The sequence below is a fragment of the Aeromonas sp. 604443 genome (genome assembly GCF_049170315.1).
Taxonomy (GTDB): domain Bacteria; phylum Pseudomonadota; class Gammaproteobacteria; order Enterobacterales; family Aeromonadaceae; genus Aeromonas; species Aeromonas veronii_A.
In genome coordinates this window covers 66,200-89,898 of the sequence record NZ_JAAKMI010000011.1, presented here as the reverse complement: position 1 = coordinate 89,898, position 23,699 = coordinate 66,200, and the positions used below count along the sequence as shown (strand labels likewise).

Genomic DNA, 23,699 nt, shown 5'->3' with positions numbered 1-23,699 from the left:
ATGCGGGGCAGACCCGCATCCCCAGCCATCTTTTTGGAGCAAGCGAATCATGATAGCAATCAGAACCCTGTTGACCCTCACCCTGCTGCTGGGGGTCGCCTACCCGCTGGCGGTCACCGGACTGGCACAGCTGCTGTTCCCCTGGCAGGCCAACGGCAGCCAGCTCACCGACAGCAAGCAGCAACTGATCGGTAGCGCCCTGCTGGGGCAGAAATTCGAGCGGGCTGACTATTTCCATCCCCGTCCCTCCGCCAGCGATTTCAACACCATTGGCGGCAGCGCCAGCAATCTGGGGATGAGCTCACCGTTTCGGGCAGAGTTTGCCGAACAGGCAGCCAAGGCACAGCCGGGAACCAGCTCCCCCGCCATGCTGACCCGCTCCGCCTCCGGCCTCGATCCCCACCTGCCGCTGGATGCGGTGCTGGCTCAGGTCGACCGCGTCGCCAAAGAACGTGGACTGGATCCCGCCCAACTGACGGAGCAGGTCAAGTCGGCCACACAAGCTGGTATCCTTGGCCCGCAGGTGGTCAACATTCTCCAGCTGAATCTGCAACTGGATCATAAAAAGGGCGCCTGATGGCGCCCATTCCGGTTTGGTGATGACCTCGATTTTCGAAACGGGCAGTTGGCTCGATAGGGATAACAATGGCTGATGTAGCAAGCGCTGATGCCCTGCTGACGAGTCTGATGCAGGAGCATGGGGATGCGTGATGAGGTAAGGGCCGACGCCCTGCTGGCGAGTCTGGAACAGGAGCACAAGGGCAAGCTGAAGGTGTTTCTCGGCGCCGCTCCCGGCGTGGGCAAGACCTACGCCATGCTGCAGGCGGTGCGGGAGCAGGCCAAAGAGGGGGTAGACATCCTGATCGGCGTGGTGGAGACCCACGGCAGGCAGGAGACGCTGGCTCTGCTCGACAAGCTCGCCATCATGCCGCGCAAGATCCACATGCACCGCCAGCAGCGACTGGAGGAGATGGATCTCGACGGTCTGCTCGCCCGCAAACCGGCCATCGCCGTGGTGGACGAGCTGGCCCACAGCAACGCCCCCGGCAGCCGCCACGAGAAGCGCTGGCAGGATGTGGAGGAGCTGCTCAACGCCGGGATCGACGTCTACACCACCCTCAACGTGCAGCATCTGGAGAGCCTCAACGATCTGGTGTGGCAGCTGACCGGGGTCAGGGTGAAAGAGACCCTGCCCGATCAGGTGCTGCTGGAAGCCGACAGTCTGGTGCTGATCGACCTGCCCCCCAAGGAGCTGCTCGGCCGCCTCAAGGAGGGCAAGGTCTATGTGCCCCATCAGGCCAAGGCTGCGCTGCAATCCTTCTTCTCCCTCAACAACCTCACCGCATTGCGGGAGCTGGCGATGCAGACCGCCGCCAGCCATGTGGAGGGCGATCTGCAACTGCAGTGGCAGGCTGCAGGCAAGAGCACCTTGCCGCTGCGGGGCAAGCTGATGGTTTGCCTCGGTGACCTGCACGGCTCGGCGCTGGTGCGCTACGGCCACCGCTTTGCCCAGCGCCGCCAACTCCCCTGGCTGGTGGTGCATGTCGACAGCAATGGCCGCCGCTCAGCCGATGTGGAGCAGGCGCTGGCGCTCGCCTCCCACCTCGGTGCCAAGGTGCTGACGCTCTCCAGCCCGGCGGTCGCCAACACCCTGCTGGAGACCGCCGAACAGCAGCAGGTCTCCCAGCTGCTGCTCGGCAAACCCCACAAGGCGCCGTGGCGTCGCTCGCTGGTGCAACACCTGCTCAAGCAGGCTCAGGGGCTCGAAATCACGCTGGTCGATACCGAGAAGCAGAAGCCCGAAGTGGGGATGCGCGTCCCGACCCCGAAGGATATTCACCACAGCTTGCTGGCGGTAGCCATCATGGGGATCACCTCGGCCGCCGCCTGGGGGCTCTCCTACTGGCTGCCGCCCGCAGCGTTGCCACTCATCTTTGTACTGGGGGTGCTGGCGACTGCCCTCACCACCAGTCTGGTGCCCGCCACGCTGGCGGCGGTGCTGGGCTTTATCGCCCACAATCTGCTTTTCACCGCCCCCTACTTCTCCCTGAGCGTTGCCAACCACAGCGACCTGCTCACCCTGTTCGTACTGCTTATCGTCGGCATGACGGCGGGACGGCTCGCCTCCCGCCAGCGCCAGCAGTTGATCGGCCTGCGCGAGACCCAGCAGCTGGGCAATGCCCTGCTCTCCCTCAGTCAGGGGCTGGCGACCGCCAACAGTCCGGAGGAGGTGCTCAGACAAGGTGCCCAGGCCATTTCGCTGGCGCTCGGCCAGCCAACCGTGGTGATCGACAAGGAGTTCAACGACAGGCTCGGCAACGAGAAGCACAGACCCGGCCAGACCGACAAGGCGGCCATCGACTGGTGTCTGGCCCAGAAGCAGAGTGCCGGAGCCCACACCGCCACCCTCAATGCCGCCGAGGCGCAGTATCACCACCTCAGCGATGATCTGGTGATCGGCATAACGCTGGCCAATCCGCTCTCCTCCTCCGCCGAGCATCAACTTCAGGCGCTGCTCACCGACATTCGCGCCGCGCTGGCGCGGATCGACCTCAACGAGCGGCTGGCCGACAGCCAGCTGCAGGCGGAAACAGACCGGATGCGGGCCGCCCTGCTCTCCTCGGTCTCCCACGATTTGAAGACGCCGCTGGCCACCATCATGGGTGCTGGCAGCACCCTGCTGGAATATGGTGACCGGATCCCGCCGGATGATCGCAACGAACTGCTCCACTCGGTACAGGACGAGGCGCGCCGCCTCCACAGCTATGTGCAGAACCTGCTGGATATGACCCGTATCGGCTCCCCCGACTTCCAGTTGAAGCGGGACTGGGTCGACCTGACCGATCTGGTAGAGAGCGCCCGCAAGCGGCTCGACTCCTCCTGGCGCCAGCACAAGCTGCTGGTACACATCGATCAGCATGTGCCCCAGCTCTATGTGCACGGCGCCCTGATCGAGCAGGTGCTGGTCAATATCCTCGACAACGCCTCCCGCTACTCGCCAGCTGGCACCCCCATCGAGTTCAAGGTGATGGTGGCCGAACCCGACCTCATCATCGATATCATAGATATCGGGGTCGGTATCGCCGAGTCGGATCGGGAGAAGATCTTCAACCTCTTCTACACCCAGCCGGTTGGCGATTGCGGTAGCCGTGGCACCGGGCTTGGCCTCGCCATTTCCCGCGCTATGATAGAGGCCCACGGCGGCAAGATTTGGGCCTTCTCCGGCCCCAATGGCAACGGCACCTGCATGCGCATCTCCCTGCCGCTCGCACTCAATTCACCGGAGGTTTGATGGCGCACATTCTGGTCATAGATGATGAAGCGGCGATCCGTCGCTTTCTGCGGATCAGCCTGATTGCCGAGGGCCATCAGGTGAGTGAGGCGGTGGGGGTCAATGAAGGGCTGGAGCAGTATCGCCACCTCAACCCCGATCTGGTGATCCTCGATCTCGGTCTACCGGATGGCGATGGCATTCAGGTGTTGCAGGCCATTCGCGAACATCACCCCAATCCGGTGCTGGTGTTGTCGGCCCGTGATTCGGAGCAGGAGAAGGTACGGCTGCTGGATGCCGGCGCAAACGACTACATGAGCAAGCCGTTTGGCATCGGCGAGATGATGGCACGTATTCGCGTGCTGTTGCGCCAACGTGCTGGCGTCAGCAGTGGCGAACGGCGCCACTTCCCCCAATGCGGCCTGACGCTGGATGTCAGCAGCCACAAGGTGACCATGAAGGAAGAAGAAATCCCCCTCTCCCGCAAGGAGTTCGCCCTGTTGCAGGCGCTGGTGTGCCACCCCGGCAAGCTGGTGATGCAGACCCAGCTGCTCAATGACATCTGGGGGCCGAGCCACAAGGAGGACACCCACTACCTGCGCATCGTTATCGCCAGCCTGCGCAAAAAGCTGGGGGATAACCCCCAGCAACCGACGCTTATCGAGACCGAATCAGGTATCGGCTACCGCTTTATCGGCAACTGACGTTTCACGTGGAACGACGACGCCCGCAGCAAAGCAGTGCCAGCAGACCACAGCCACTGAGCAACAGGCCGAGATCCTGCAATCCGGCCGCCACCGCCAATCCCAGACTGAGCAGCAGGTAGTAACCAAGCCCGAACAGGGCGCCAGCACTGCCCGCCACCTCGCGATAGGCCAGCAGCGCCTGACTCAGCACGTTGGGGATCGCCAGTCCGAAGGCCACCACGATTCCCATCATGGGCAGCAGGAACCAGAGGCTGGCCTGAGTCGTCCAGACCAGCAGCCCGGCGACCAGTGCCAAAACGCAAGCCAGTCTGATCAGAGAGGACGGCAGCCATCCCCTCCCCAGCAGATGCTTGTTGAGCAGGCTGCCGAGCAGAGTCGCCAGCGCTAGCAAGATCCCCGAATAGCCAAACTCGCCGGTGCTCAATCCCAATCCGGCAAACAGGAACGGCGCCAGACTGTAGTAACCAAACAGCATGGTGTTGAACAGGGCGACCAGCATGGCACTGCGCCAGAGTCCGCCATCCTTCATCATCCGACACGCCAGCGGCCAGAGTGCGACTTGCCGGGTGGTGGCCGGACGGGTTTCCGGCAGCTGCCAGCAGGCCACCAGCAGCAAGCCTACCGCCAGTATCAGCAGACCGCTGAACACCCCGAGATAGCCAAACCAGCTCGCCAGCTGACTGCCACTGAGCAGCCCCAGCACCGGACTGAGTGAGAGCGCAATGCCCATCACCGAGAAGACCCGCGCCAGATCGCTGCCCTGATAGCTGTCGCGCAGCATGGTCTGGGTCACCACAGATCCCACGGCGGCACCAAAGGCCGAGATGACCCGGGCCAGCAGCAGGGTTTCAAACTGGTTGGCCAGCAGCGCCAGCAGGGTGCCTACACCATAGGTGAGCAGACCGGCCAGCATGGCGGGACGCCGCCCAATCAGATCGCAGAGCCGTCCCCAGCAGACCACGCCTACCGCAAACGCCAGAAAATAGACCGACAGGGTCTGGGATGCCTGCCCTTCGCTCACCTGAAACTGGCTGGCGATGTGGGTCAGTACCGGGCTGTAGATGGTCTCCACAATTTGGGGAAACATCATCAATCCCACCACCAGCCAGAGCGGTGGCAACTTGTTGTTCATGACAAACCTCCTTCACAAGAGGTCGCCATTCTAGAGAGATGCCGATTGTCTGATTACAATAAGCAGGACTATAAACATCAAAAATCGGACATATGGCCTTTATTCTTCCCGATCACCCTTTTGACCCCGACCAGCTGACGGGCAGCGTGATCGGCATTGCCTCCGCACTCGGCTGGCACGACTCGGGCCTGCATCAACATCAACGCCATCAGCTGCTGTTCGCCCAATCCGGCTGCATGACCATGGAGCTGGAAGGTCGGGTCTGCCTGCTGCCGCCTACCCGCGCCGCCTGGCTGCCTGCAGGCACCGCACACAGGATCTTGATGCGCGGTGTCGTTGCCTACCGCTCCCTCTACTTCCAGCCGTACCCCGAGTTGCCCGGCACGGTGGAGGTGCTGGCGGTCAATCCGCTGCTGCACGAACTGATCGAACGGATGGCGCTCTGGCCGTGGGACAAACCGCAAGAGCAGCAGCAACGGACGGTGGCACTGTTTATGGAGGAGTTGGGGCTGGCGCCGCGGGAGTCGTGGCAGTTGCCGCTGCCGACCGATCCCAGACTGGGCGACTGGCTACAGCAGTTGAAGCGGGGAGATGCCCTGCCGGAGCGGCTCAATCAGTTAGCCGGACAGATAGGCACCAGCGACAAGACCATTGGCCGCATCTTTATGCGGGAGACCGGCATGAGCTATCAGGCATGGCGTCAGCAGTGGCGGCTGTTGCGGGCCATGGAGCTGTTGGCCGAAAGCGAGTCCATCAGCCGGATTGCCGCTGCGCTGGAGTTCTCCAGCGACAGCGCCTTCATCAGCTTCTTCAAACAACATACAGGACAGACCCCCCTGCGCTACCTCAACTCTCGGGGTGAGTCGCCACAGCCTGACTAGCTTCCACAACCAGGGTATCCAGCGCCAGCGGCTTGAGATTGTGCAACGCATCCTGCACCACGGCATGGGATGCCTGTTGCAATTCGCTCTGCACATCCTGCTCCAGCTGGGCACTCTCCAGCTCGGGCCGCGGGTTTTCGTTGGCCATCACGTTCAGGCTCAGGGCACTCACAATCAGGGTAGCGATCAGGCTTTTCATCTGGTTTGCTCCGGTATGGTTGAGATGACCAGATAACTATTCCAATAGTTGTGCCAATCCTCACGCAATTCATAACATGATGATTTTGTTTAAGTTAACTATATCTCGATACCAAATTGAGTCGCAAAATGCATCCCGCTCGGTCATTTTTAAACCAACAGTTGGTGCTTTTAACCACGTTTGATTTTTGCACCATGTTCCACGTGGAACGTCCCATCTTTTTGATCGACACCCGCTTTTAAACTGAGCTATGGTGCTACATCCCCGTAACTCAAATCTGGATCTGTCACTGAATGGAATTTTCCTTGTTCGGCGAGAAGTTCACTCGCCACGCCGGCATTACCCAACTCATGGATGACCTCAATCAGGGGCTGACCAATCCGGATGCCATCATGCTGGGTGGCGGCAATCCGGCCCCCATCCCCGCCATGCTGGAACGCTTTCAGGCCGAGGCCAAGAGCCTGCTCGACAACGGCGAGCTGGTCAAAGCGATGGCCAACTACGACGGCCCACAGGGCAAAGACAGGTTCACCAAAGCGCTGGCAGCCCTGCTCAGCAAGGAGCTGGGATGGGATATCTCGGCTCGCAATATCGCCCTGACCAACGGCAGCCAGAATGCCTTCTTCTACCTGTTTAACCTGCTGGCCGGCGAATTTGCCGATGGCCGCAAGAAGAAGGTGCTGTTCCCGCTCGCCCCCGAATACATCGGCTATGCCGACTCGGCGCTGACCGACGACTACTTCGTGGCCTACAAGCCCACCATCGAGAAGCTGCCCGATGGCCAGTTCAAATACCACGTGGATTTCGAGAGTCTTCAGGTAGGTGACGATATCGGGGTGATCTGCGTCTCCCGTCCCACCAATCCCACTGGCAACGTGCTGACCGACGAAGAGATCGAACACCTCGATCAGATCGCCCGCGACAAGGGGATTCCGCTGCTGATCGACAACGCCTACGGCGTCCCCTTCCCGGGCATCATCTTCAGCGAAGCCAAGCCGTTCTGGAACGCCAACACCATCCTCTGCATGAGCCTCTCCAAACTCGGCCTGCCAGGCACCCGCTGCGGCATCGTCATCGCCGACGAGAAGATCATCCAGGCCATCACCAACCTGAGCGGCATCATCAATCTGGCGCCGGGCAGTCTGGGGCCCGCCATCACCATCCCGATGATCGAGAGCGGCGAGATCATCGCCCTCAGCGAACAGGTGGTGAAGCCCTTCTATCAGCAGAAAGCGGAGCTGGCGGTGCAGCTGCTGCGCGAAGCGATCCCCGACCCGCGCTTCCATATCCACAAGCCGGAAGGCGCCCTCTTCCTCTGGCTCTGGTTCGAGGGTTTACCGATCCACTGTCAGGAGCTCTATGAGCGACTGAAGGCGAAGAACCTGCTGATCGTGCCGGGTCACTACTTCTTCCCCGGCATCGACGACCCAGAGTGGCGCCACAGCCAGGAGTGCATCCGCCTCAACTACTCCCAAAGCGAGGAGCTGGTTCGCCGCGGCATCGCCATTCTGGCCGATGAAATAAACGCCCTCTACGCCGGCTAAGTCAGTCCGGCCAGCCAAAAACAGAAAGGCCTGCATCTGCAGGCCTTTATTGTTTATCGCGATCCGGTTTGCTTAGCCGGGCAGCGCCAGCTGCTCGGGTTTGCCGATGGGGATGGTGCGGGGCTTGAGCGCCTCCGGCAGTTCGCGCGCCAGATCGATGGTCAACAGACCATGCTCCAGCTTGGCGCCCTGCACTTCCACGTGCTGGCTCAGCTTGAAGGCGAGCTCGAAGTCGCGCTCGGCAATCCCCTGATGGAGGAACTGACGCTCACCGGCCGCAGCCCCTTTGCACCCCTTCACCTTGAGGGTGCCGTTTTCGGTCTCCAGCTCCAGCTCTTCGCGCTCGAAGCCAGCCACGGCGACCGTGATGCGATAGCCATCCTGATCGCGCTTTTCAATGTTGTACGGAGGGTAAGCGGCGGTCTTCTGCTCGAACAGACCTTCCAGCTCGCGGGCCATCCGCTCGAAGCCGACGGCGTTGGAATAGAGATGAGAAAAATCGAGGTTACGCATAATCCTATCCTTCTAATAAGCAACAGGTTCAACTCTCCACAGGCCCGTCATCGGCACCCGGGAAATTTTATAATTTCAGTGAATTCAGGCTATCAGCCGTTGATCTCTATCTTGCGCGGCTTCATCGCCTCGGGCACTTCACGCACCAGTTCGATGTGCAGCAAGCCGTTTTTCAGGTCGGCCCCTTTCACCCGCACATAATCGGCCAACTGGAAGCGACGCTCGAAACCACGTTCGGCAATCCCCTGATAGAGATAGTTGCGCCCGGTGTCGGCCTGCTTGTTGCCCTTCACAGTCAGCAGATTTTCCTGAAAGCTCAGCTCCAGCTCTTCCTGGGTAAAGCCCGCCACCGCCATGCTGATGCGGTAGTCGTTGTCACCCAACTGCTCGATGTTGTAGGGGGGATAACCGGCATTGCCATTGCTGGCCGCAGATTCGATGAGATTGGCCAGACGATCGAAACCGATGGCAGAACGATAGAGCGGAGAAAAGTCGATAGAACGCATAGTATTACCCTCTTATGAGCGATAACGGATTGTTTGCCCTCCTTATGGACGGGCGCCTGGTCGAAACCTCTGTCGAGCGTTCCGGCCTTGTTACCTATATAGGGGCTCACTTTTTGCTTTCAAGGGGATTTTTTCAAATTTTTTAAATGGCCGCGCCGGTCTGTAGAACATCAACCTGTTGGCCCGATAGTGATGATAATCGACCCGTGGGCCACTGATGGCAATGCGCTCCGCACCCCATAATTGGTTGCATATACACCAGCCAACATGGAGCCACCCCATGAAGATTACCCAGGTTCGCAACGCCACCTTGCTGCTCGACTATGCCGGCACCCGCTTTCTGATCGACCCCATGCTCTCGGCCAAGGGAGCCTTCCCCGGCTTTGAGGGCACCGCCAACAGCCAGCTGCGCAATCCGCTGGTCGAGCTGCCGCTACCGATCGATGAGCTGGTCGATGTGGACGCCGTTATCGTCACCCACGACCATCCCGACCACTGGGATGATGCCGCCAGAGCCAAGATCCCCAAGCATCTGCCGCTCTTGGTACAACATCAGAAAGATGCCGATGCCATTCGTGCCAGTGGCTTTGAGGATGTGCGCCTGCTGAGCGACCAGCCCGAGTTTGCCGGCATTCGCCTGCAGCAGACCGGTGGCCAACACGGCAGCGACCAGTTGATGGCGGTACTGGGCGAGCGCATGGGAGAGGTATGCGGCGTGGTCTTCACCCACCCCGATGAGCAGTGCCTCTATCTGGCCGGTGATACCATCTGGCATCCCACGGTCGAGCAAGCCCTGCAACAGCATCAGCCTGAGGTCATCATCCTCAACTGTGGCGATGCACAGGTGCCCGGACTCGGTTCCATCATCATGGGCAAGGAGGATGTCGCCGCCGTTTATCAGGCCGCACCGCAAGCCACGCTGATCGCCAGCCATATGGAGGCGGTCAACCACGCCGTGCTGTCACGCCTAGAGCTGCGCGACTATCTGTCGGAACGGGGCATGATGGATCGGGTACGGGTGCCGCAAGATGGCGAGGCGATATCGCTGTGACCCGCAGGAGGGCCCATGCCAGACATGGCCCTTCGGCTTTCACTACCGAACGATTATGATGAGTGGTCTGAGCGCAGAGAGGAGCCAACACCATGACCACCCCGATCGTTGCCGTGGTGACCTTCGATCACTTCAGCCCTTTTCACTGCGCCGTCCCCTGCCTCATCTTCGGTGATATCCTGCCGGGCCAGCCGCTGTTCGAGCTCAAGATCTGCTGCGGTGATGGCAACCCTCATTCACACTCGGCGCAAGGATTCACCATTCAGGCTCCTCATGGGCTGGAGGTGCTGGCCGAGGCGGAGATCATCGTCATCCCCTTCTGGCACGACCCGGCAGCACGGCCACCAGCAGCGCTGCTCGATGCCCTGATTGCCGCCAGAGCCAGAGGTGCCCGGCTGGTCGGGCTCTGCCTCGGTACCTATGTGCTCGCCTACGCCGGGCTGCTCAATGGTCGCAAGGCATCGACCCACTGGGAGTACGAGCAAGATTTCTGCCACCGCTTTCCCTGCGTGCAGCTCGATACCAACGCCCTCTATGTGGATGACGAAGGGCTTGTCACCTCGGCAGGCACTGCCGCCGGGCTGGACTGCTGCCTCTATCTGGTACGCCAGTACCACGGCTCGGCCATCGCCAACAAGGTGGCACGGCGGCTGGTGATCCCGCCCCACCGGGAAGGGGGTCAGGCCCAGTTTATCGAGCAGCCGGTGCCCGCCTCCACGCGCGATGTCCGGATGAACCAGTTGCTCGATCACCTGCGTGCCCATCTGGCCGAGCCTCACACCCTGGACTCTCTGGCAGCCCATACCCTGATGAGTCGGCGCACCTTTACCCGCCGTTTTCATCAGGCAACCGGCCTCTCGGTGGGGGAATGGCTGCTGGCGGAGCGGCTCAGGCGCAGTCAGGAGCTGCTGGAGGTAAGCGGCCATTCCATCGATCGCATCGCCGAGCTGGTCGGCTTCAAGAGTGCCACCTCCCTGCGCAATCACTTTCGTGCCCGCTTTGCCATCTCCCCCAGCGAGTGGCGACGATCTTTTCGTGGCCAAAACCCCTGATACCAAAGCACGATGTTTCACGTGGAACGTGCAACTTCTTTCGCCCAAAAACAAAAAGCCGCTCACAGGGAGCGGCTTTTTGCTGTCTGACTGCGTCGATTAGACGTCGAGGTTGGCTACGCGCAGGGCGTTGGTCTCGATAAAGTCACGACGGGGCTCAACGGCATCACCCATCAGGGTGGAGAAGAGCTGGTCAGCACCGACGGCGTCGTCGATGGTGACGCGCAGCATACGACGGGCTTCCGGATCCATGGTGGTTTCCCACAGCTGGTCCGGGTTCATCTCACCCAGCCCTTTATAGCGCTGGATGTAGATGCCGCGTTTGCCTTCGCCCATCAACCACTCGACGGCTTCCACAAAGTTGGCAACCGGCTTCACCTTCTCGCCACGCTTGATGAAACCACCTTCCTCAATCAGGTTGGCGATCTCCTTGCCCAGCGAAACCAGCTGACGGTATTCACCGGACTGCAGGAAGTCGTAGCTAAGCGGATATTCACGGTCGACACCGTGCTGACGTACTACGGCGTGCGGCACGTACAGGCTGCGCTCTTCGTCACGACGAACCTGGATCTGGTACTGGATACCGTGGTTGCTCTCGTTGAGCACGGCTTCCATACCCTGACACCAGGCCAGCAGATCGCTCTCGCTGTTCAGCAGTGCTTCGTTCAACTCCGGCTGATAGATCAGCTGGGTCAGCACGGCTTCGGGCGCACGACGAGACATGCGGGTGATCAGGTGAGTCACCGAGCGGTGCTGGTTGACCAGACGCTCCAGCGCCTCGCCACCGATGGCCGGGGCAGACTCGTTGACGTGCAGGGTAGCACCATCAAGCGCCATGGCGGTCTGGTATTGCAGTAGCGCATCTTCGTCTTTCAGATACTGCTCCTGCTTGCCCTTCTTCACTTTGTAGAGCGGCGGCTGGGCGATGTAGACGTAGCCGCGTTCGATGATTTCCGGCATCTGACGATAGAAGAAGGTCAGCAGCAGGGTTCGGATGTGCGCACCATCGACGTCCGCATCGGTCATGATGATGATGTTGTGATAACGCAGCTTGTCCGGGTTGTACTCGTCGCGACCGATACCGCAACCCAGTGCGGTGATCAGGGTGCCCACCTCTTGCGAGGAGATCATCTTGTCGAAACGGGCCTTCTCTACGTTCAGGATTTTACCCTTGAGCGGCAGGATGGCCTGGTTTTTACGGTTGCGACCCTGCTTGGCGGAACCGCCAGCAGAGTCCCCTTCCACTATGTAGAGTTCGGAGAGAGCCGGGTCTTTTTCCTGACAGTCAGCCAGCTTGCCGGGCAGACCGGCGATATCCAGCGCGCCTTTGCGGCGGGTCAGTTCGCGGGCTTTGCGGGCCGCTTCGCGGGCACGGGCCGCATCGATGATCTTGTTGACCACAATCTTGGCATCGCCCGGGTTTTCCAGCAGGAAGTCGGCCAGCTTCTCACCCATCGCCTGTTCAACGGCGGTCTTCACTTCGGAAGAGACCAGCTTGTCCTTGGTCTGGGAGGAGAACTTGGGATCCGGCACCTTGACGGAGATAACGGCAATCAGACCTTCACGCACGTCGTCGCCACTGGCGGCAGACTTGGCCTTCTTGCTGTAGTCCTCTTTGTCCATATAGGAGTTCAGAGTACGGGTCAGTGCGGTACGGAAGCCAACAAGGTGAGTACCACCATCCCGCTGCGGGATGTTGTTGGTGAAGCAGTAGACCCCTTCCTGATAGGCGTCGTTCCACTGCATCGCCACTTCAACGCCGATACCATCCTGCTCGGTGGTGAAATGGAACACCTTCGGGTGGATCGGGGTCTTGTTCTGGTTCAGGTACTCAACGAACGCCTTGATGCCGCCTTCGTAACAGAAGTGCGCCTCACGGCCGTCACGCTCATCCATCAGACGGATGGAAACACCGGAGTTGAGGAAGGAGAGCTCGCGCAGGCGCTTGGCCAGGATCTCGTAGTGGAACAGGGTGTCGCTGAAGATGGTCGGGCTCGGCCAGAAGCGAACTTCAGTACCGGTGCCGGTGCTGTCGCCAATCTGCTTGAGCGGCGCTTGCGGCTCACCCAGATGATAGGTCTGTTCGTAGACGTGGCCGTTACGACGAATGGTCAGCAGCAGCTTGTCAGAGAGCGCGTTAACAACGGAGACGCCGACGCCGTGCAGACCACCGGAAACCTTGTAGGAGTTGTCATCGAACTTACCGCCAGCGTGCAGCACGGTCATGATGACTTCGGCAGCGGATCGGCCCTCTTCCGGGTGAATATCGACCGGAATACCACGGCCGTTATCGCGCACGGAGACGGAGCCATCGGAATGGATCTTGACCTGAATATCGGAGCAGTAGCCAGCGAGCGCCTCGTCAATGGAGTTATCGACGACCTCGAACACCATGTGGTGCAGACCCGAGCCATCATCCGTATCGCCGATATACATCCCCGGGCGCTTGCGGACCGCATCCAGGCCCTTCAGCACCTTGATATTCGAGGAGTCGTAAGTATTTTCACTCATAGCTTACTCTCTGCCTTCTCTAACGTTTCGGAGATTTTACCCTGTTCCACGTGGAACAACTTGCAGTCATTCGCATCCATCATGTCTGCGAGCTGACCGGTGTCGATGGCGGTGATAAACACCTGGGACGCACACTGCTTCAGCCTTGCGGCCAGCAAGCGGCGCTTGTCGACATCCAGTTCAGAGGCAAAATCGTCAATTAAAAAAATACAGCCACGGCTGCTATGTTGATTCAAATAGAGCCCTTGGGCCAGTCGCATGGCGCAGACCAGCAACTTCAGCTGACCCCGGGACAAAATATCCTGAGCGGGCACCCCGTTCGCCTTGAGGCGCACATCGGCTTTTTGTGGACCGACACCGGTATAGCCCAGCGCCCGATCCCGCTCAAACCCCGCCTCCAGCAGATCGCCGAGGGGAGTATCTTTCTCCCAGCCCCGGTAAAAGCCGAGACTGATATCGAATTCCGGCAGAAAATCCGCCGTCATTTCCTTGATCAGGGGCGTAATGGCCTGACAATAACTGGCGCGAAACTCGGCCAGCTCACCACCCAGCCGCACCAACTCCTGATCCCAGAACGCCAGCTGGCGGTACTGGGTGCTCTGGCGCAGCAGCGCATTGCGCTGTTTCAGCAGCCGCCGCACTCGTCCCCAGAGGGCAAAGAAGGTTGGCTCCTGATGGAAAACGCCCCAATCGAGCCAGGCGCGGCGAGCCTGAGGCCCGCCCGTCAGCAGGTTGAAGCCATCGGGATGGATCAACTGCACCGGCAACAGCTCCGCCAAATCGGCAAGCCGCTGGGCCTGTGCCCCGGCAATCTTGAGCTGGGTCTCGCCACTCTTGTCTTTGGCAAGACCGATAGGTACCTGACGCCCCTCCAGCTCGCACTGGGCAAACAGGGTAAACGCCCTCTCCCCCTGGCGGATGACCCGCCCGGTCAAATGAGTGCGAAAGGAGCGCCCCAGACCAAGGTAGTGAATGGCTTCCAGCACGCTGGTCTTGCCGCTGCCATTGCACCCGACCAGAATGTTGAGGCCGGGCGACAGCTTGAGACTGGCTTGCTGGATATTGCGAAAGTCGCTGAGCTGGAGTTTGACCAGGGACACGACTAGATCCGCATCGGCATCACCACGTACTGAGCATCCTGATGTTCAAAATCCTCAATAATGGCACTGCTGATGGAATCGCTCAGGCTAATCTGAATTTGGTCACATTTTAACGTATTCAGCACGTCGAGCACATAAGAGACGTTAAAGCCGATCTCCATCTCGCCAGCGGCATATTGTACGTCAAGCAGCTCTTCGGCTTCTTCCTGCTCCGGGTTGTTGGCGGTGATGCGCAGCAGGTTTTCCTGCAGATTGAGACGCACCCCACGGAATTTCTCGTTGGAGAGGATGGCGGCGCGGGCAAACGCCTGACGCAGATCCTCACGGCCGGCGATCAGGGCCTTGTCGCTGTTGCGCGGAATGACGCGACGCCAATCCGGGAAGCGGCCATCCACCAGCTTGGAGGTGAAGATGAAGCCATCGAGGGCGGCACGCAGGTTGCTGCGGCCGATCTGCAGCCGCACCGGCTTGTCTTCTGCTTCCAGCAGACGCACCAGCTCCAATACCCCTTTGCGCGGCAGAATAACCTGATGATCGGGCAGCGATTCCCCTACGACCTCGCGGCGGCAGGTGGCCAGACGGTGACCGTCGGTCGCCACGGTACGCAGACCGTGACCTTCACTCTCGAACAGCATGCCGTTCAGGTAGTAACGCACATCCTGGCTGGCCATGGAGAACTGGGTCGCATCGATCAGCTTCTTCAGCTCCAGCTGGCTGATATCGAACTCGAGCACGGATTCCCAATCCTCGATGTTCGGATACTCGGTCGCCGGCAGGGTCGAGAGGTTGAAGCGGGAGCGACCGGATCGGATGATCAGGCGCTCCCCTTCGGTATTGAGACGGATCTCGGCGCCTTCCGGCAGACCACGGCAGATATCCAGCAGCTTGCGCGCCGGTACTGTGGTGCGGCCATCTTCGCTGGCCCCGTTCAGATAGACCTGACCGATCATCTCTACTTCGAGATCGGTACCGGTCAGTGACAGCAGACCGTTGCTGACATCAAGCAGCACGTTGCCGAGGATCGGCAGGGTCGGTCGGCCGCCGAGGGCGCCGGACACCAGCTGCAGAGGACGTAACAGGGCCTCACGGCTAATTTCGAGCTGCATCTGTGCTCTCCGTTGTGATTAGGAGGAAAAGATTCGGATCAGGTTGGAATATTCGCGCTGCATCTGTCCACTCGATTCCGTTATCAGGAAGAAAGGGTACGGATCAGGTTGGAATAGTCCTCCTTGATGTCGTGACTCTCCTCCTTCAGCTGCTCGATCTTGCGGCAGGCATGAAGAACGGTAGTGTGGTCACGACCACCAAAGGCATCACCTATCTCCGGCAAACTGTGGTTGGTCAGCTCCTTGGCCAGTGCCATCGCCAGTTGGCGCGGACGGGCAACAGAGCGGGAACGACGCTTGGAGAGAAGATCCGCCAGCTTGATCTTGTAGTACTCCGCCACCGTCTTCTGGATGTTGTCGATGGTGACCAGCTTCTCCTGCAGTGCCAACAGGTCGCGCAGCGCTTCGCGCACGAAATCGATGTTGATGGCACGGCCGGTGAAGTTGGCGTTGGCGATCACCCGGTTGAGGGCGCCTTCCAGTTCACGGACGTTGGATCGCAGACGTTTGGCAATGAAGAAGGCCACTTCGTCCGGCAGATGGATCTGGTTCTCGTCTGCCTTGCGCATCAGGATCGCGACACGGGTCTCCAGCTCCGGCGGTTCGATCGCCACGGTCAGGCCCCAGCCGAAGCGGGACTTGAGGCGATCCTCGACACCGTTGATCTCCTTCGGATAGCGATCCGAGGTCAGGATGATCTGCTGGTTACCTTCCAGCAAGGCATTGAAGGTATGGAAGAACTCCTCCTGGGAGCGCTCCTTGTTGGCGAAGAACTGGATGTCATCGATGAGCAGGGCATCGACGCTGCGGTAGTAACGCTTGAACTCTTCAATGGCGTTGTTTTGCAGCGCTTTCACCATGTCCTGAACAAACCGCTCGGAGTGCATATAGATGACTTTGGCATCTTTTTTACTCTCCTTGATGGCATTGCCAACGGCGTGCAGCAGGTGGGTTTTACCAAGGCCGGTGCCGCCATAGAGGAACAGCGGGTTGTAAGCACCACCCGGATTGTCCGCTACCTGACGGGCAGCCGCACGCGCCAACTGGTTGGACTTACCCTCGACGAAATTCTCGAAGGTATAGTTCACGTTGGTGTTGCTCTTGTGGTTCGGCTCGGGCTTGGCTTCAGCCTTGCTTTCCCAGCTCTTCTGCAAGTTATTCACAGGCGCGGCACCCTGTACCGGCGCTCTGGCGACAGCAACAGGATGGGGACGATTGCCTATATCAAAACGCAGGGCGGGGCCGTCGACCCCGCAGAGTTCGTTGATGATGCCGTTAACCCGGATGAGATACTTGTCTCGTACCCAGTCCAGAACAAAGCGATTCGGTGCATACAGGGTCAGAGTATTGTCACTCAACTCCGCTTGAAGCGGCCGGATCCACATGCTGAATTCTGCCGAGGGCAACTCATCTTGCAGCCGGTTAAGGCACTGCTGCCATAGCGAAGCAGTCACTCTAAACTCCTGTCGATTGATTAACTAAAGACCGGCTATTCTACGTTTTTAGCCGCCGGATCTCCAGCCATCGCCCGGTGGATCCAGCAAATAAGATCCTTGACTTTCAAGGATCCAGCGCCTTTGGATCGGATTTCATCCCCAAAGTTACCCACAGCTTGATCCACCGTCCGGATTGGTCGATCCCGTGCTTCTCTCCTGTTATTTCATATAACCAAATGTCATTTATTTTTTAAATTTTATTCCAATAACATCAGGGCCAAACCAGTTATTACAACTACAAATACAAGACATTGAGAGAGAGAAACACCATGAAAACATCCATCAAACTGATTTCCGGCGCAGCCATCCTGCTCGCCACCCTGTCCGGTCAGGCCATCGCCCAGGAGACCATCAAGGTCGGCATGTCTGGCAAATATTTCCCGTTCACCTTCGTCAAGCAGGACAAGCTGCAAGGGTTTGAAGTGGATATGTGGAACCAGATCGGCGAGCGTACCGGCTACAAGGTCGAATTCGTGACTGCCAGCTTCTCCGGCCTGTTCGGCATGCTGGAAACCGGCCGCATCGACACCATCTCCAACCAGATCACCATCACCGACGAGCGCAAGGCTAAGTACGACTTCTCCCAGCCTTACGTCTATGACGGCGCCCAGATCGTAGTACGCAAGGGCAACAGCACCATTCATGGCATCAAGGATCTGGAAGGCAAGAAGGTGGCCGTGAACCTGGGTTCCAACTTCGAAGAGCTGCTGCGCAAGAACGACCCGAACAAGAAGATCGATATCCGCACCTATGACTCCGCCTTCGAGCAGGATGTCGCCCTGGGTCGCATCGACGCCTTCGTGATGGACCGCGTCTCCACCGCCCAGCTGATCAAGGAGTCCAAGCTGCCGCTGCAACAGGCTGGCGCACCGTTCGAGACTATCGAGAACGCCCTGCCCTTCCTGAAGACCCCGGAGAAACAGGCGCTGCTGAAGAAGGTCGACGAGGCCCTGACTGCCATGCGCAAGGATGGCTCCCTGCGTCAGATCTCCGAGAAATGGTTCGCTTCCGACATCACCGACAAATAAATGATGGAATTTGACCTCGAATACACGCTGGGGCTGTTTCCCATCCTGCTCAAATACCTGGGCACCACGATGGAAATGGCCCTGTGGGGATTCGTGCTGGCACTCGTACTCTCGCTAGCCCTGGCGATAGTACGGGTGTTTCGCGTCCCCGCGATTCACTGGCTGGCGATGCTCTATATCTCGTTCTTTCGAGGTACACCGCTACTCGTTCAGCTGTTCCTGCTCTACTACGGACTGCCGCAACTGTTCCCGATCTTCGTGGGGATGGATGCCTTTACTGCCGCCATCGTCGGTCTGACCCTGCACTTCGCCGCCTACATGGCCGAGTCGATCCGCGCAGCCATCCTCGGCATTCACAAAAGCCAGATGGAAGCGGCGCTCAGTATCGGCATGAGCCGTTATCAGGCGATGCAGCGGATCATCCTGCCGCAGGCGGCCCGTATCGCCACTCCGTCGCTGATGAACTACTTCATCGACATGATCAAAAGCACCTCGCTGGCGTTCACCCTGGGAGTGGCCGAGATCATGGGCAAAGCGCAGATGGAAGCCTCCTCCTCCTTCAAGTTCTTCGAGAGCTTTATGGCGGTGGCGCTGATCTACTGGGTAGTGGTGATCTTCTTTACCCGCTTGCAGCATCTGCTGGAAATTCGTCTTAACCGTGCCTATTAAAGGAGGGCTCTCATGATCAAGCTAACCGGCCTCTCCAAGGCATATCACGGCAATCAGGTGCTCAACGGCATCGATCTGGAGGTCAAAAAGGGGGAAATTGTCGTCATCATCGGCCCCTCCGGCACCGGCAAGTCGACCCTGTTGCGCTGCCTGAACCTGCTGGAGACCCCGGATGCGGGCACCCTGGCCATCGACGATCTCGAGCTCAATCTGGCCAAGGCCAGTGAGCAGCAGGCGATCGAGCTGCGCAAGCGGGCCTCCTTCGTGTTCCAGAACTACGCCCTTTTTGCCAACAAAACAGCGCTCGACAACATCGCCGAAGGGCTGATCACCGTCTGGAAGCAGCCAAAAGCGGAGGCCCGCGCCACAGCGCTCGGCATCCTCAAGGACATTGGCCTCGCCGACAAGCAGGATGCCTATCCGGCGTCGCTCTCCGGCGGCCAGCAGCAGCGGGTCGGCATTGGCCGCGCCATGGCGGCCCACTCCAAGGTGATCCTGTTTGACGAGCCCACCTCGGCCCTCGATCCCGAGTGGGTCGATGAGGTTTTGGGACTGATGAAAGAGTTGGCCCGCCAGCACCAGACCATGGTGGTGGTGACTCATGAGATTGAATTTGCTCGTGATGTTGCCGATCGGGTGATCTTCATGGAAGGGGGGCGGATCGTCGAGCAGGGCCCGCCGGATCAGATATTGGTCGATCCCAAGGATCCCCGTACCCGGGAGTTCTTGCGGAAAGTCCTTAAATAGCTCTCTCTTTGGCGGCCTGGCCGCCTTTTTTATTGAGGGATCCCTTGTTTAACCCCGGGTTGCCAGTATAATCCGGAGCCCTTGATCCTCTGGATCCTCACGCTCGGCAGTGGCCTTTTCAAGACCATGGCAGGATGAGAGGGAACGGCGGATTGACTAAAAGCCGAACTCTGTTTAGAATTCGGCCTCTTTTGCTAGTCGTCACACGCTATAGCTGGCGCGTCGGCTAAGTGTGACAATCAAAACTGTACAGAAATACGGAATCGAATCATGAAACGTACTTTTCAACCGTCCAACCTGAAGCGCAAGCGCTCTCACGGTTTCCGCGCCCGCATGGCAACTGCCAACGGTCGTAAAGTTCTGGCCGCTCGTCGTGCCAAGGGTCGTGCCCGCCTGGTAGTCTAATGCCTACCCAGCACACCTTCTCTCGGGAGTTACGTCTGTTAACTCCCGAACACTTCAAACGCGTTTTCGCCGAGCCTGTCCGGGCCGCCTCTCCGCAGATTACCCTTCTCGCTTCTCCCAATTCGCTCGAACACCCTCGTCTTGGTCTCGCTGTGCCCAAAAAAGCACTCAAGCGTGCCGTTTGGCGTAATCGTGTCAAACGGGTGGTTCGGGAAAGTTTCCGCCTCAAACAACATCAGCTGCCCGCTATCGACATCGTGGTGATCGCCAAGGCCGGTGTGAAAGAGATGGATAACGAGGAACTGTTCAAGTTACTGGAAAAGCTATGGCGCACCCTGTCACGCCGTTGCAATGGGTAGCTATCAAACTGATACGCCTGTATCAGCTAATCATTAGCCCTCTGCTCGGGCCGCGCTGCCGTTTTACTCCAACTTGTTCCCAATTTGCGATAGAAGCCATCCGACTTCACGGTTTCATAAAAGGCGTTTGGTTAGCCAGCAAACGTCTATTAAAATGCCATCCCTTATCCGAGGGTGGTTATGACCCGGTTCCGCAACCAAAGCGAAGAAACTGAAAACTATGGAATCACAACGCAATCTACTCCTGATCGGTTTGCTGTTCGTGAGCTTTCTGCTCTGGCAACAGTGGGAGTCCGACAAGGCTCCGAAGCCGGCCCCGACTACCGTGGCCCAAACCGAACATTTCGTACCTGAAGCCGGTCAGACCGGTGATATTCCTCAGGTTTCCGAGCAAGCCAATGCGACTGCCGCACGCAAGCTGATCACCGTCTCCTCTGACGTGCTCAAGCTGACCCTGGATACCCAGGGTGGCGACATCGTGTCTGCCGAACTGCTGTCTCACAAACTGGAAGAGGGCAAGGACCAACCGTTCGTGCTGCTGACCAGCAAGCCTGAGCACCTCTATATCGCCCAGAGCGGTCTGGTGGGTCGCAACGGTCCGGACAGTCAGGCCGAAGGTCGTCCTACCTATGAAGCCGCCCAGACCAGCTATCAGCTGGCCGATGGTCAGGATCAAGTCGTCGTTCCGATGACCTGGACCGACAGCAAGGGCGTGGTCTTCACCAAGGAGTTCATCCTCAAGCGTGGCGACTATGCCGTTGGCGTTGATTACAAGATCGACAACAAATCTGCCGAGCCGGTTCAGGTGCAGTTCTATGGTCAGCTGAAGCAGACCGTAGCAACGCCGAAGGATCAGGAAGGTCATGCCATGGTAGCCAGCGCTTACCGTGGTGGTGCCTTCTCCACTGAAGATACCCGCTACAAGAAGTACACCTTCGACGAGATGAAGGATGCCGACCTGAACAAGACCACCAAGGGTGGTTGGGTCGCCATGCTGCAACACTACTTCGTCTCTGCCTGGGCTCCGAATGCCGACGATGCCAACAGCTTCTACAGCCGTGTGATCCCTGGTAAAGGCCAGGCCATCATCGGTTACAAGGCGCCGCTGGTTGACGTGGCTGCCGGCCAACAGGCCGAAGTGACCAGCAAGCTGTGGGTCGGTCCCAAGCTGCAAGACCAGATGGCCAAGGTGGCTAACCACCTCGACCTGACTGTCGACTACGGCTGGCTGTGGTTCATCGCCCAACCGCTGCACTGGCTGCTGACCGTGTTCCACGGTTTCGTCCAGAACTGGGGTCTGGCCATCATCATGCTGACCCTGCTGGTGCGCGGCATCATGTTCCCGCTGACCAAGGCCCAGTACACCTCCATGGCCAAGATGCGCATGCTGCAACCCAAGATTGCGGCCCTGCGCGAGCGCTTCGGCGATGACCGCCAGAAGATGTCTCAGGGCATGATGGAGCTGTACAAGAAGGAGAAGGTCAACCCGCTGGGTGGCTGCCTGCCGATCCTGGTTCAGATGCCGATCTTCATCGCCCTTTACTGGGCACTGATGGAGTCCGTTGAACTGCGTCACGCGCCGTTTGCCCTGTGGATCACTGACCTGTCAGTGAAGGACCCCTTCTTCGTGCTGCCAATCCTCATGGGTGCCTCCATGTGGTATCTGCAGAAGATGAGCCCGACCACCATCACCGACCCGATGCAGCAGAAAGTGATGCAGTTCATGCCGATCATCTTCACTTTCATGTTCCTCTGGTTCCCGGCTGGCCTGACTCTTTACTGGCTGGTGAGCAACGTCATCTCCATCATCCAGCAGACCATCATCTATCGTCAGCTGGAGAAGAAAGGACTGCATTCACGCAGCTAATCTTCCCGTGATGACAAAAGAGGCGGCCTTCGGGCCGCCTTTTTTATTACAATGTCCCCACTACGTTTTCCTATCAGCGAACAAACGAGCCAAGCAAGATGACAACAGATACGATCGTGGCCCAGGCCACCGCGCCAGGCCGTGGTGGCGTCGGCATAGTCCGGGTCTCCGGCCCCGCCGCCGAACAGGTCGCCGGGATAGTGCTCGGCAAGCTCCCGCGGGTGCGCTACGCCGAATATCTGCCGTTCAAGGATGAGCAAGGCCAGGTACTGGATCAGGGCATCGCCCTGCTGTTCAAAGCCCCCAACAGCTTCACCGGCGAGGACGTGCTGGAGCTGCAGGGCCACGGCGGCCCCGTCATCATGGACATGCTGATCCGCCGCATTCTGAAAATCGACGGCATTCGTCCTGCCCGCCCCGGCGAGTTCAGCGAGCGCGCCTTCATCAACGACAAGCTGGATCTGGCCCAGGCCGAAGCTATCGCTGACCTTATTGAAGCCTCCAGCGAACAGGCCGCCCGCAGCGCCATGCACTCCCTGCAGGGGCAGTTCTCCAGCAAAATCCAGCAACTGGTGGAGAGCCTGATCCGGCTGCGCATCTATGTGGAAGCGGCCATCGACTTCCCGGACGAGGAGATCGACTTCCTCTCCGACGGCAAGGTGGCGGGCGACCTCTACGCCATCATGTCCGAGCTGGACGACGTGCGCGGGGAAGCCAAACAGGGCGCTCTGCTGCGGGAAGGGATGAAGGTGGTGATCGCCGGTCGTCCCAACGCCGGCAAATCGAGCCTGCTCAATGCCCTCGCGGGCCGCGAGTCGGCCATCGTCACCGAGATTGCTGGCACCACCCGCGACGTGCTGCGCGAACACATCCATCTCGATGGCATGCCGCTGCACATCATCGACACCGCCGGTCTGCGCGACACTCAGGACAAGGTGGAGCAGATCGGTATCGAACGCGCCTGGGCCGAGATTGAACAGGCCGATCGGGTGCTGTTTATGGTGGATGGCACCACCACGGATGCGGTCGACCCGCGAGAGATCTGGCCGGAATTTGTTGATCGGTTGCCAAAAAACATCGGCCTCACCGTCATTCGCAACAAGGCCGACCTGACCGGCGAGGATCTGGCACCGAGCCAGGAGCAGGGCCACGCCGTCTACCGCATCTCCGCCAAGACCGAGCTGGGGCTGCCCGCCCTGCGCGAGCACCTGAAAGCCTGCATGGGCTTCCAGGGCAACACCGAAGGGGGCTTTATGGCCCGCCGCCGCCATCTGGATGCGCTGGAGCGCGCCGCCGAGCGCCTGCTGGTGGCCAAGGAGCAACTGGAAGTGTTCGTGGCTGGCGAGCTGGTAGCCGAAGAGCTGCGCCTGGCGCAGGAGTCCCTCTCCGAGATCACCGGCGAATTCAGCTCCGACGATCTGCTGGGCCGTATCTTCTCCAGCTTCTGTATCGGAAAATAATTCCGGTTCCGGAATGGTCCTAATTATTCCGCAAACAACCCATAAGCCCGCGTAATTGCGGGCTTTTTGTTCTTTTTCTGTCTTGTACGTTCCGC

The 23,699-nt window shown here is 59.3% G+C and carries 23 protein-coding genes; 15 read left to right on the top strand and 8 right to left on the bottom strand.

Going from position 1 to position 23,699, the window contains the following annotated elements:
- Positions 1-49 precede the first annotated feature (49 nt).
- From G5380_RS15100 to G5380_RS15090, 3 genes are all read left to right on the top strand, one after another.
- Positions 50-577: a potassium-transporting ATPase subunit C gene (locus G5380_RS15100; protein ID WP_227341703.1), complete on the top strand. Its 528-nt coding sequence runs from the start codon at positions 50-52 to the stop codon at positions 575-577.
- Positions 578-703: 126 nt separating this feature from the next.
- Complete coding sequence (locus G5380_RS15095) at positions 704-3,292, top strand: ATP-binding protein (RefSeq protein ID WP_421352867.1); 2,589 nt, start codon at positions 704-706, stop codon at positions 3,290-3,292.
- A complete protein-coding gene (locus tag G5380_RS15090) occupies positions 3,292-3,975 on the top strand; it encodes a response regulator (protein WP_047439862.1) in 684 nt (227 codons plus the stop codon). Before G5380_RS15095 ends, G5380_RS15090 begins: the two co-directional genes overlap by 1 nt.
- 4 nt (positions 3,976-3,979) lie before the next feature.
- On the opposite strand, the gene G5380_RS15085 is transcribed toward G5380_RS15090, so the two are convergent.
- Positions 3,980-5,110, bottom strand: a complete 1,131-nt coding sequence (locus tag G5380_RS15085; RefSeq protein WP_421352866.1) for a multidrug effflux MFS transporter — start codon at positions 5,108-5,110, stop codon at positions 3,980-3,982.
- Between the two features lie 92 nt (positions 5,111-5,202).
- On the opposite strand from G5380_RS15085, the gene G5380_RS15080 reads away from it, so the two are divergent.
- The gene (locus G5380_RS15080) at positions 5,203-5,991 is read left to right on the top strand and encodes an AraC family transcriptional regulator (RefSeq protein WP_421352865.1); all 789 of its coding nucleotides are present in this window, start codon (positions 5,203-5,205) and stop codon (positions 5,989-5,991) included.
- Here the strand turns inward: G5380_RS15080 and G5380_RS15075 are convergent.
- A complete protein-coding gene (locus G5380_RS15075; protein ID WP_005342304.1) occupies positions 5,957-6,190 on the bottom strand; it encodes a hypothetical protein in 234 nt (77 codons plus the stop codon). The two genes, G5380_RS15080 and G5380_RS15075, sit on opposite strands and share 35 nt — an antisense overlap.
- A 293-nt stretch (positions 6,191-6,483) precedes the next feature.
- Between G5380_RS15075 and G5380_RS15070 the strand changes: the two genes are divergently transcribed.
- The gene (locus G5380_RS15070; RefSeq protein WP_216949910.1) at positions 6,484-7,734 is read left to right on the top strand and encodes a valine--pyruvate transaminase; all 1,251 of its coding nucleotides are present in this window, start codon (positions 6,484-6,486) and stop codon (positions 7,732-7,734) included.
- Positions 7,735-7,806: 72 nt separating this feature from the next.
- Here the strand turns inward: G5380_RS15070 and G5380_RS15065 are convergent, their stop codons facing one another.
- Both G5380_RS15065 and G5380_RS15060 read right to left on the bottom strand, forming a co-directional pair.
- Positions 7,807-8,247, bottom strand: coding sequence for an Hsp20 family protein (locus G5380_RS15065; RefSeq protein WP_216949909.1), 441 nt, complete (start codon positions 8,245-8,247; stop codon positions 7,807-7,809).
- Between the two features lie 92 nt (positions 8,248-8,339).
- On the bottom strand, positions 8,340-8,753 hold the full coding sequence (locus G5380_RS15060) for an Hsp20 family protein (RefSeq protein ID WP_005339298.1): 414 nt from the start codon (positions 8,751-8,753) through the stop codon (positions 8,340-8,342).
- A 280-nt stretch (positions 8,754-9,033) separates the two neighbouring features.
- Here G5380_RS15060 and G5380_RS15055 point away from each other — a divergent pair, with 280 nt between their 5' ends.
- Together G5380_RS15055 and G5380_RS15050 are read left to right on the top strand one after the other, a co-directional pair.
- On the top strand, positions 9,034-9,804 hold the full coding sequence (locus G5380_RS15055) for an MBL fold metallo-hydrolase (protein ID WP_421209811.1): 771 nt from the start codon (positions 9,034-9,036) through the stop codon (positions 9,802-9,804).
- A gap of 92 nt (positions 9,805-9,896) precedes the next feature.
- Complete coding sequence (locus G5380_RS15050) at positions 9,897-10,856, top strand: helix-turn-helix domain-containing protein (protein WP_421352864.1); 960 nt, start codon at positions 9,897-9,899, stop codon at positions 10,854-10,856.
- Positions 10,857-10,955: 99 nt separating this feature from the next.
- Here G5380_RS15050 and gyrB read toward each other — a convergent pair whose 3' ends face one another.
- From gyrB to dnaA, 4 genes are all read right to left on the bottom strand, one after another.
- Positions 10,956-13,367, bottom strand: a complete 2,412-nt coding sequence (gene gyrB / locus G5380_RS15045) for a DNA topoisomerase (ATP-hydrolyzing) subunit B (RefSeq protein WP_076494165.1) — start codon at positions 13,365-13,367, stop codon at positions 10,956-10,958.
- Positions 13,364-14,467 carry a DNA replication/repair protein RecF gene (recF, locus tag G5380_RS15040; protein WP_005339305.1) on the bottom strand — a complete coding sequence of 368 codons (1,104 nt, stop codon included), beginning with the start codon at positions 14,465-14,467 and terminating at the stop codon, positions 13,364-13,366. Before recF ends, gyrB begins: the two co-directional genes overlap by 4 nt.
- A gap of 2 nt (positions 14,468-14,469) precedes the next feature.
- On the bottom strand, positions 14,470-15,573 hold the full coding sequence (gene dnaN / locus G5380_RS15035) for a DNA polymerase III subunit beta (protein WP_421352863.1): 1,104 nt from the start codon (positions 15,571-15,573) through the stop codon (positions 14,470-14,472).
- Between the two features lie 83 nt (positions 15,574-15,656).
- Positions 15,657-17,027 (bottom strand): chromosomal replication initiator protein DnaA, encoded by a 1,371-nt coding sequence (gene dnaA / locus G5380_RS15030; protein WP_005339307.1) that lies wholly within the window; start codon positions 17,025-17,027, stop codon positions 15,657-15,659.
- 311 nt (positions 17,028-17,338) lie between these two features.
- On the opposite strand from dnaA, the gene G5380_RS15025 reads away from it, so the two are divergent.
- From G5380_RS15025 to mnmE, 8 genes are all read left to right on the top strand, one after another.
- The gene (locus G5380_RS15025) at positions 17,339-18,097 is read left to right on the top strand and encodes an amino acid ABC transporter substrate-binding protein (protein WP_005339308.1); all 759 of its coding nucleotides are present in this window, start codon (positions 17,339-17,341) and stop codon (positions 18,095-18,097) included.
- The gene (locus G5380_RS15020; RefSeq protein WP_013724235.1) at positions 18,098-18,766 is read left to right on the top strand and encodes an amino acid ABC transporter permease; all 669 of its coding nucleotides are present in this window, start codon (positions 18,098-18,100) and stop codon (positions 18,764-18,766) included.
- 12 nt (positions 18,767-18,778) lie between these two features.
- The gene (locus G5380_RS15015) at positions 18,779-19,513 is read left to right on the top strand and encodes an amino acid ABC transporter ATP-binding protein (RefSeq protein ID WP_005339311.1); all 735 of its coding nucleotides are present in this window, start codon (positions 18,779-18,781) and stop codon (positions 19,511-19,513) included.
- A gap of 270 nt (positions 19,514-19,783) precedes the next feature.
- Positions 19,784-19,918 (top strand): 50S ribosomal protein L34, encoded by a 135-nt coding sequence (gene rpmH / locus G5380_RS15010; protein WP_005307156.1) that lies wholly within the window; start codon positions 19,784-19,786, stop codon positions 19,916-19,918.
- Positions 19,918-20,277 (top strand): ribonuclease P protein component, encoded by a 360-nt coding sequence (rnpA, locus tag G5380_RS15005; protein WP_005342318.1) that lies wholly within the window; start codon positions 19,918-19,920, stop codon positions 20,275-20,277. Before rpmH ends, rnpA begins: the two co-directional genes overlap by 1 nt.
- Positions 20,244-20,492 carry a membrane protein insertion efficiency factor YidD gene (yidD, locus tag G5380_RS15000; protein WP_075116235.1) on the top strand — a complete coding sequence of 83 codons (249 nt, stop codon included), beginning with the start codon at positions 20,244-20,246 and terminating at the stop codon, positions 20,490-20,492. The genes rnpA and yidD overlap by 34 nt, the downstream gene beginning before the upstream one ends.
- Before the next feature lie 5 nt (positions 20,493-20,497).
- Positions 20,498-22,144 carry a membrane protein insertase YidC gene (yidC, locus tag G5380_RS14995; RefSeq protein ID WP_421319262.1) on the top strand — a complete coding sequence of 549 codons (1,647 nt, stop codon included), beginning with the start codon at positions 20,498-20,500 and terminating at the stop codon, positions 22,142-22,144.
- A 98-nt stretch (positions 22,145-22,242) separates the two neighbouring features.
- Complete coding sequence (gene mnmE, locus G5380_RS14990; RefSeq protein ID WP_019445516.1) at positions 22,243-23,604, top strand: tRNA uridine-5-carboxymethylaminomethyl(34) synthesis GTPase MnmE; 1,362 nt, start codon at positions 22,243-22,245, stop codon at positions 23,602-23,604.
- The last annotated feature ends 95 nt before the right edge of the window (positions 23,605-23,699 follow it).

What these genes read in the sequence shown, in the direction of transcription:
- G5380_RS15100 (WP_227341703.1), top strand. Translation starts at nt 50, where the DNA reads ATGATAGCAATCAGAACCCTGTTGACCCTCACCCTGCTGCTGGGGGTC.
- G5380_RS15095 (WP_421352867.1), top strand. Translation starts at nt 704, where the DNA reads ATGCGTGATGAGGTAAGGGCCGACGCCCTGCTGGCGAGTCTGGAACAG.
- G5380_RS15090 (WP_047439862.1), top strand. Translation starts at nt 3,292, where the DNA reads ATGGCGCACATTCTGGTCATAGATGATGAAGCGGCGATCCGTCGCTTT.
- G5380_RS15085 (WP_421352866.1), bottom strand. Translation starts at nt 5,110, where the DNA reads ATGAACAACAAGTTGCCACCGCTCTGGCTGGTGGTGGGATTGATGATG.
- G5380_RS15080 (WP_421352865.1), top strand. Translation starts at nt 5,203, where the DNA reads ATGGCCTTTATTCTTCCCGATCACCCTTTTGACCCCGACCAGCTGACG.
- G5380_RS15075 (WP_005342304.1), bottom strand. Translation starts at nt 6,190, where the DNA reads ATGAAAAGCCTGATCGCTACCCTGATTGTGAGTGCCCTGAGCCTGAAC.
- G5380_RS15070 (WP_216949910.1), top strand. Translation starts at nt 6,484, where the DNA reads ATGGAATTTTCCTTGTTCGGCGAGAAGTTCACTCGCCACGCCGGCATT.
- G5380_RS15065 (WP_216949909.1), bottom strand. Translation starts at nt 8,247, where the DNA reads ATGCGTAACCTCGATTTTTCTCATCTCTATTCCAACGCCGTCGGCTTC.
- G5380_RS15060 (WP_005339298.1), bottom strand. Translation starts at nt 8,753, where the DNA reads ATGCGTTCTATCGACTTTTCTCCGCTCTATCGTTCTGCCATCGGTTTC.
- G5380_RS15055 (WP_421209811.1), top strand. Translation starts at nt 9,034, where the DNA reads ATGAAGATTACCCAGGTTCGCAACGCCACCTTGCTGCTCGACTATGCC.
- G5380_RS15050 (WP_421352864.1), top strand. Translation starts at nt 9,897, where the DNA reads ATGACCACCCCGATCGTTGCCGTGGTGACCTTCGATCACTTCAGCCCT.
- gyrB (WP_076494165.1), bottom strand. Translation starts at nt 13,367, where the DNA reads ATGAGTGAAAATACTTACGACTCCTCGAATATCAAGGTGCTGAAGGGC.
- dnaN (WP_421352863.1), bottom strand. Translation starts at nt 15,573, where the DNA reads ATGCAGCTCGAAATTAGCCGTGAGGCCCTGTTACGTCCTCTGCAGCTG.
- G5380_RS15025 (WP_005339308.1), top strand. Translation starts at nt 17,339, where the DNA reads ATGAAAACATCCATCAAACTGATTTCCGGCGCAGCCATCCTGCTCGCC.
- G5380_RS15020 (WP_013724235.1), top strand. Translation starts at nt 18,098, where the DNA reads ATGATGGAATTTGACCTCGAATACACGCTGGGGCTGTTTCCCATCCTG.
- G5380_RS15015 (WP_005339311.1), top strand. Translation starts at nt 18,779, where the DNA reads ATGATCAAGCTAACCGGCCTCTCCAAGGCATATCACGGCAATCAGGTG.
- rpmH (WP_005307156.1), top strand. Translation starts at nt 19,784, where the DNA reads ATGAAACGTACTTTTCAACCGTCCAACCTGAAGCGCAAGCGCTCTCAC.
- rnpA (WP_005342318.1), top strand. Translation starts at nt 19,918, where the DNA reads ATGCCTACCCAGCACACCTTCTCTCGGGAGTTACGTCTGTTAACTCCC.
- yidD (WP_075116235.1), top strand. Translation starts at nt 20,244, where the DNA reads ATGGCGCACCCTGTCACGCCGTTGCAATGGGTAGCTATCAAACTGATA.
- yidC (WP_421319262.1), top strand. Translation starts at nt 20,498, where the DNA reads ATGGAATCACAACGCAATCTACTCCTGATCGGTTTGCTGTTCGTGAGC.
- mnmE (WP_019445516.1), top strand. Translation starts at nt 22,243, where the DNA reads ATGACAACAGATACGATCGTGGCCCAGGCCACCGCGCCAGGCCGTGGT.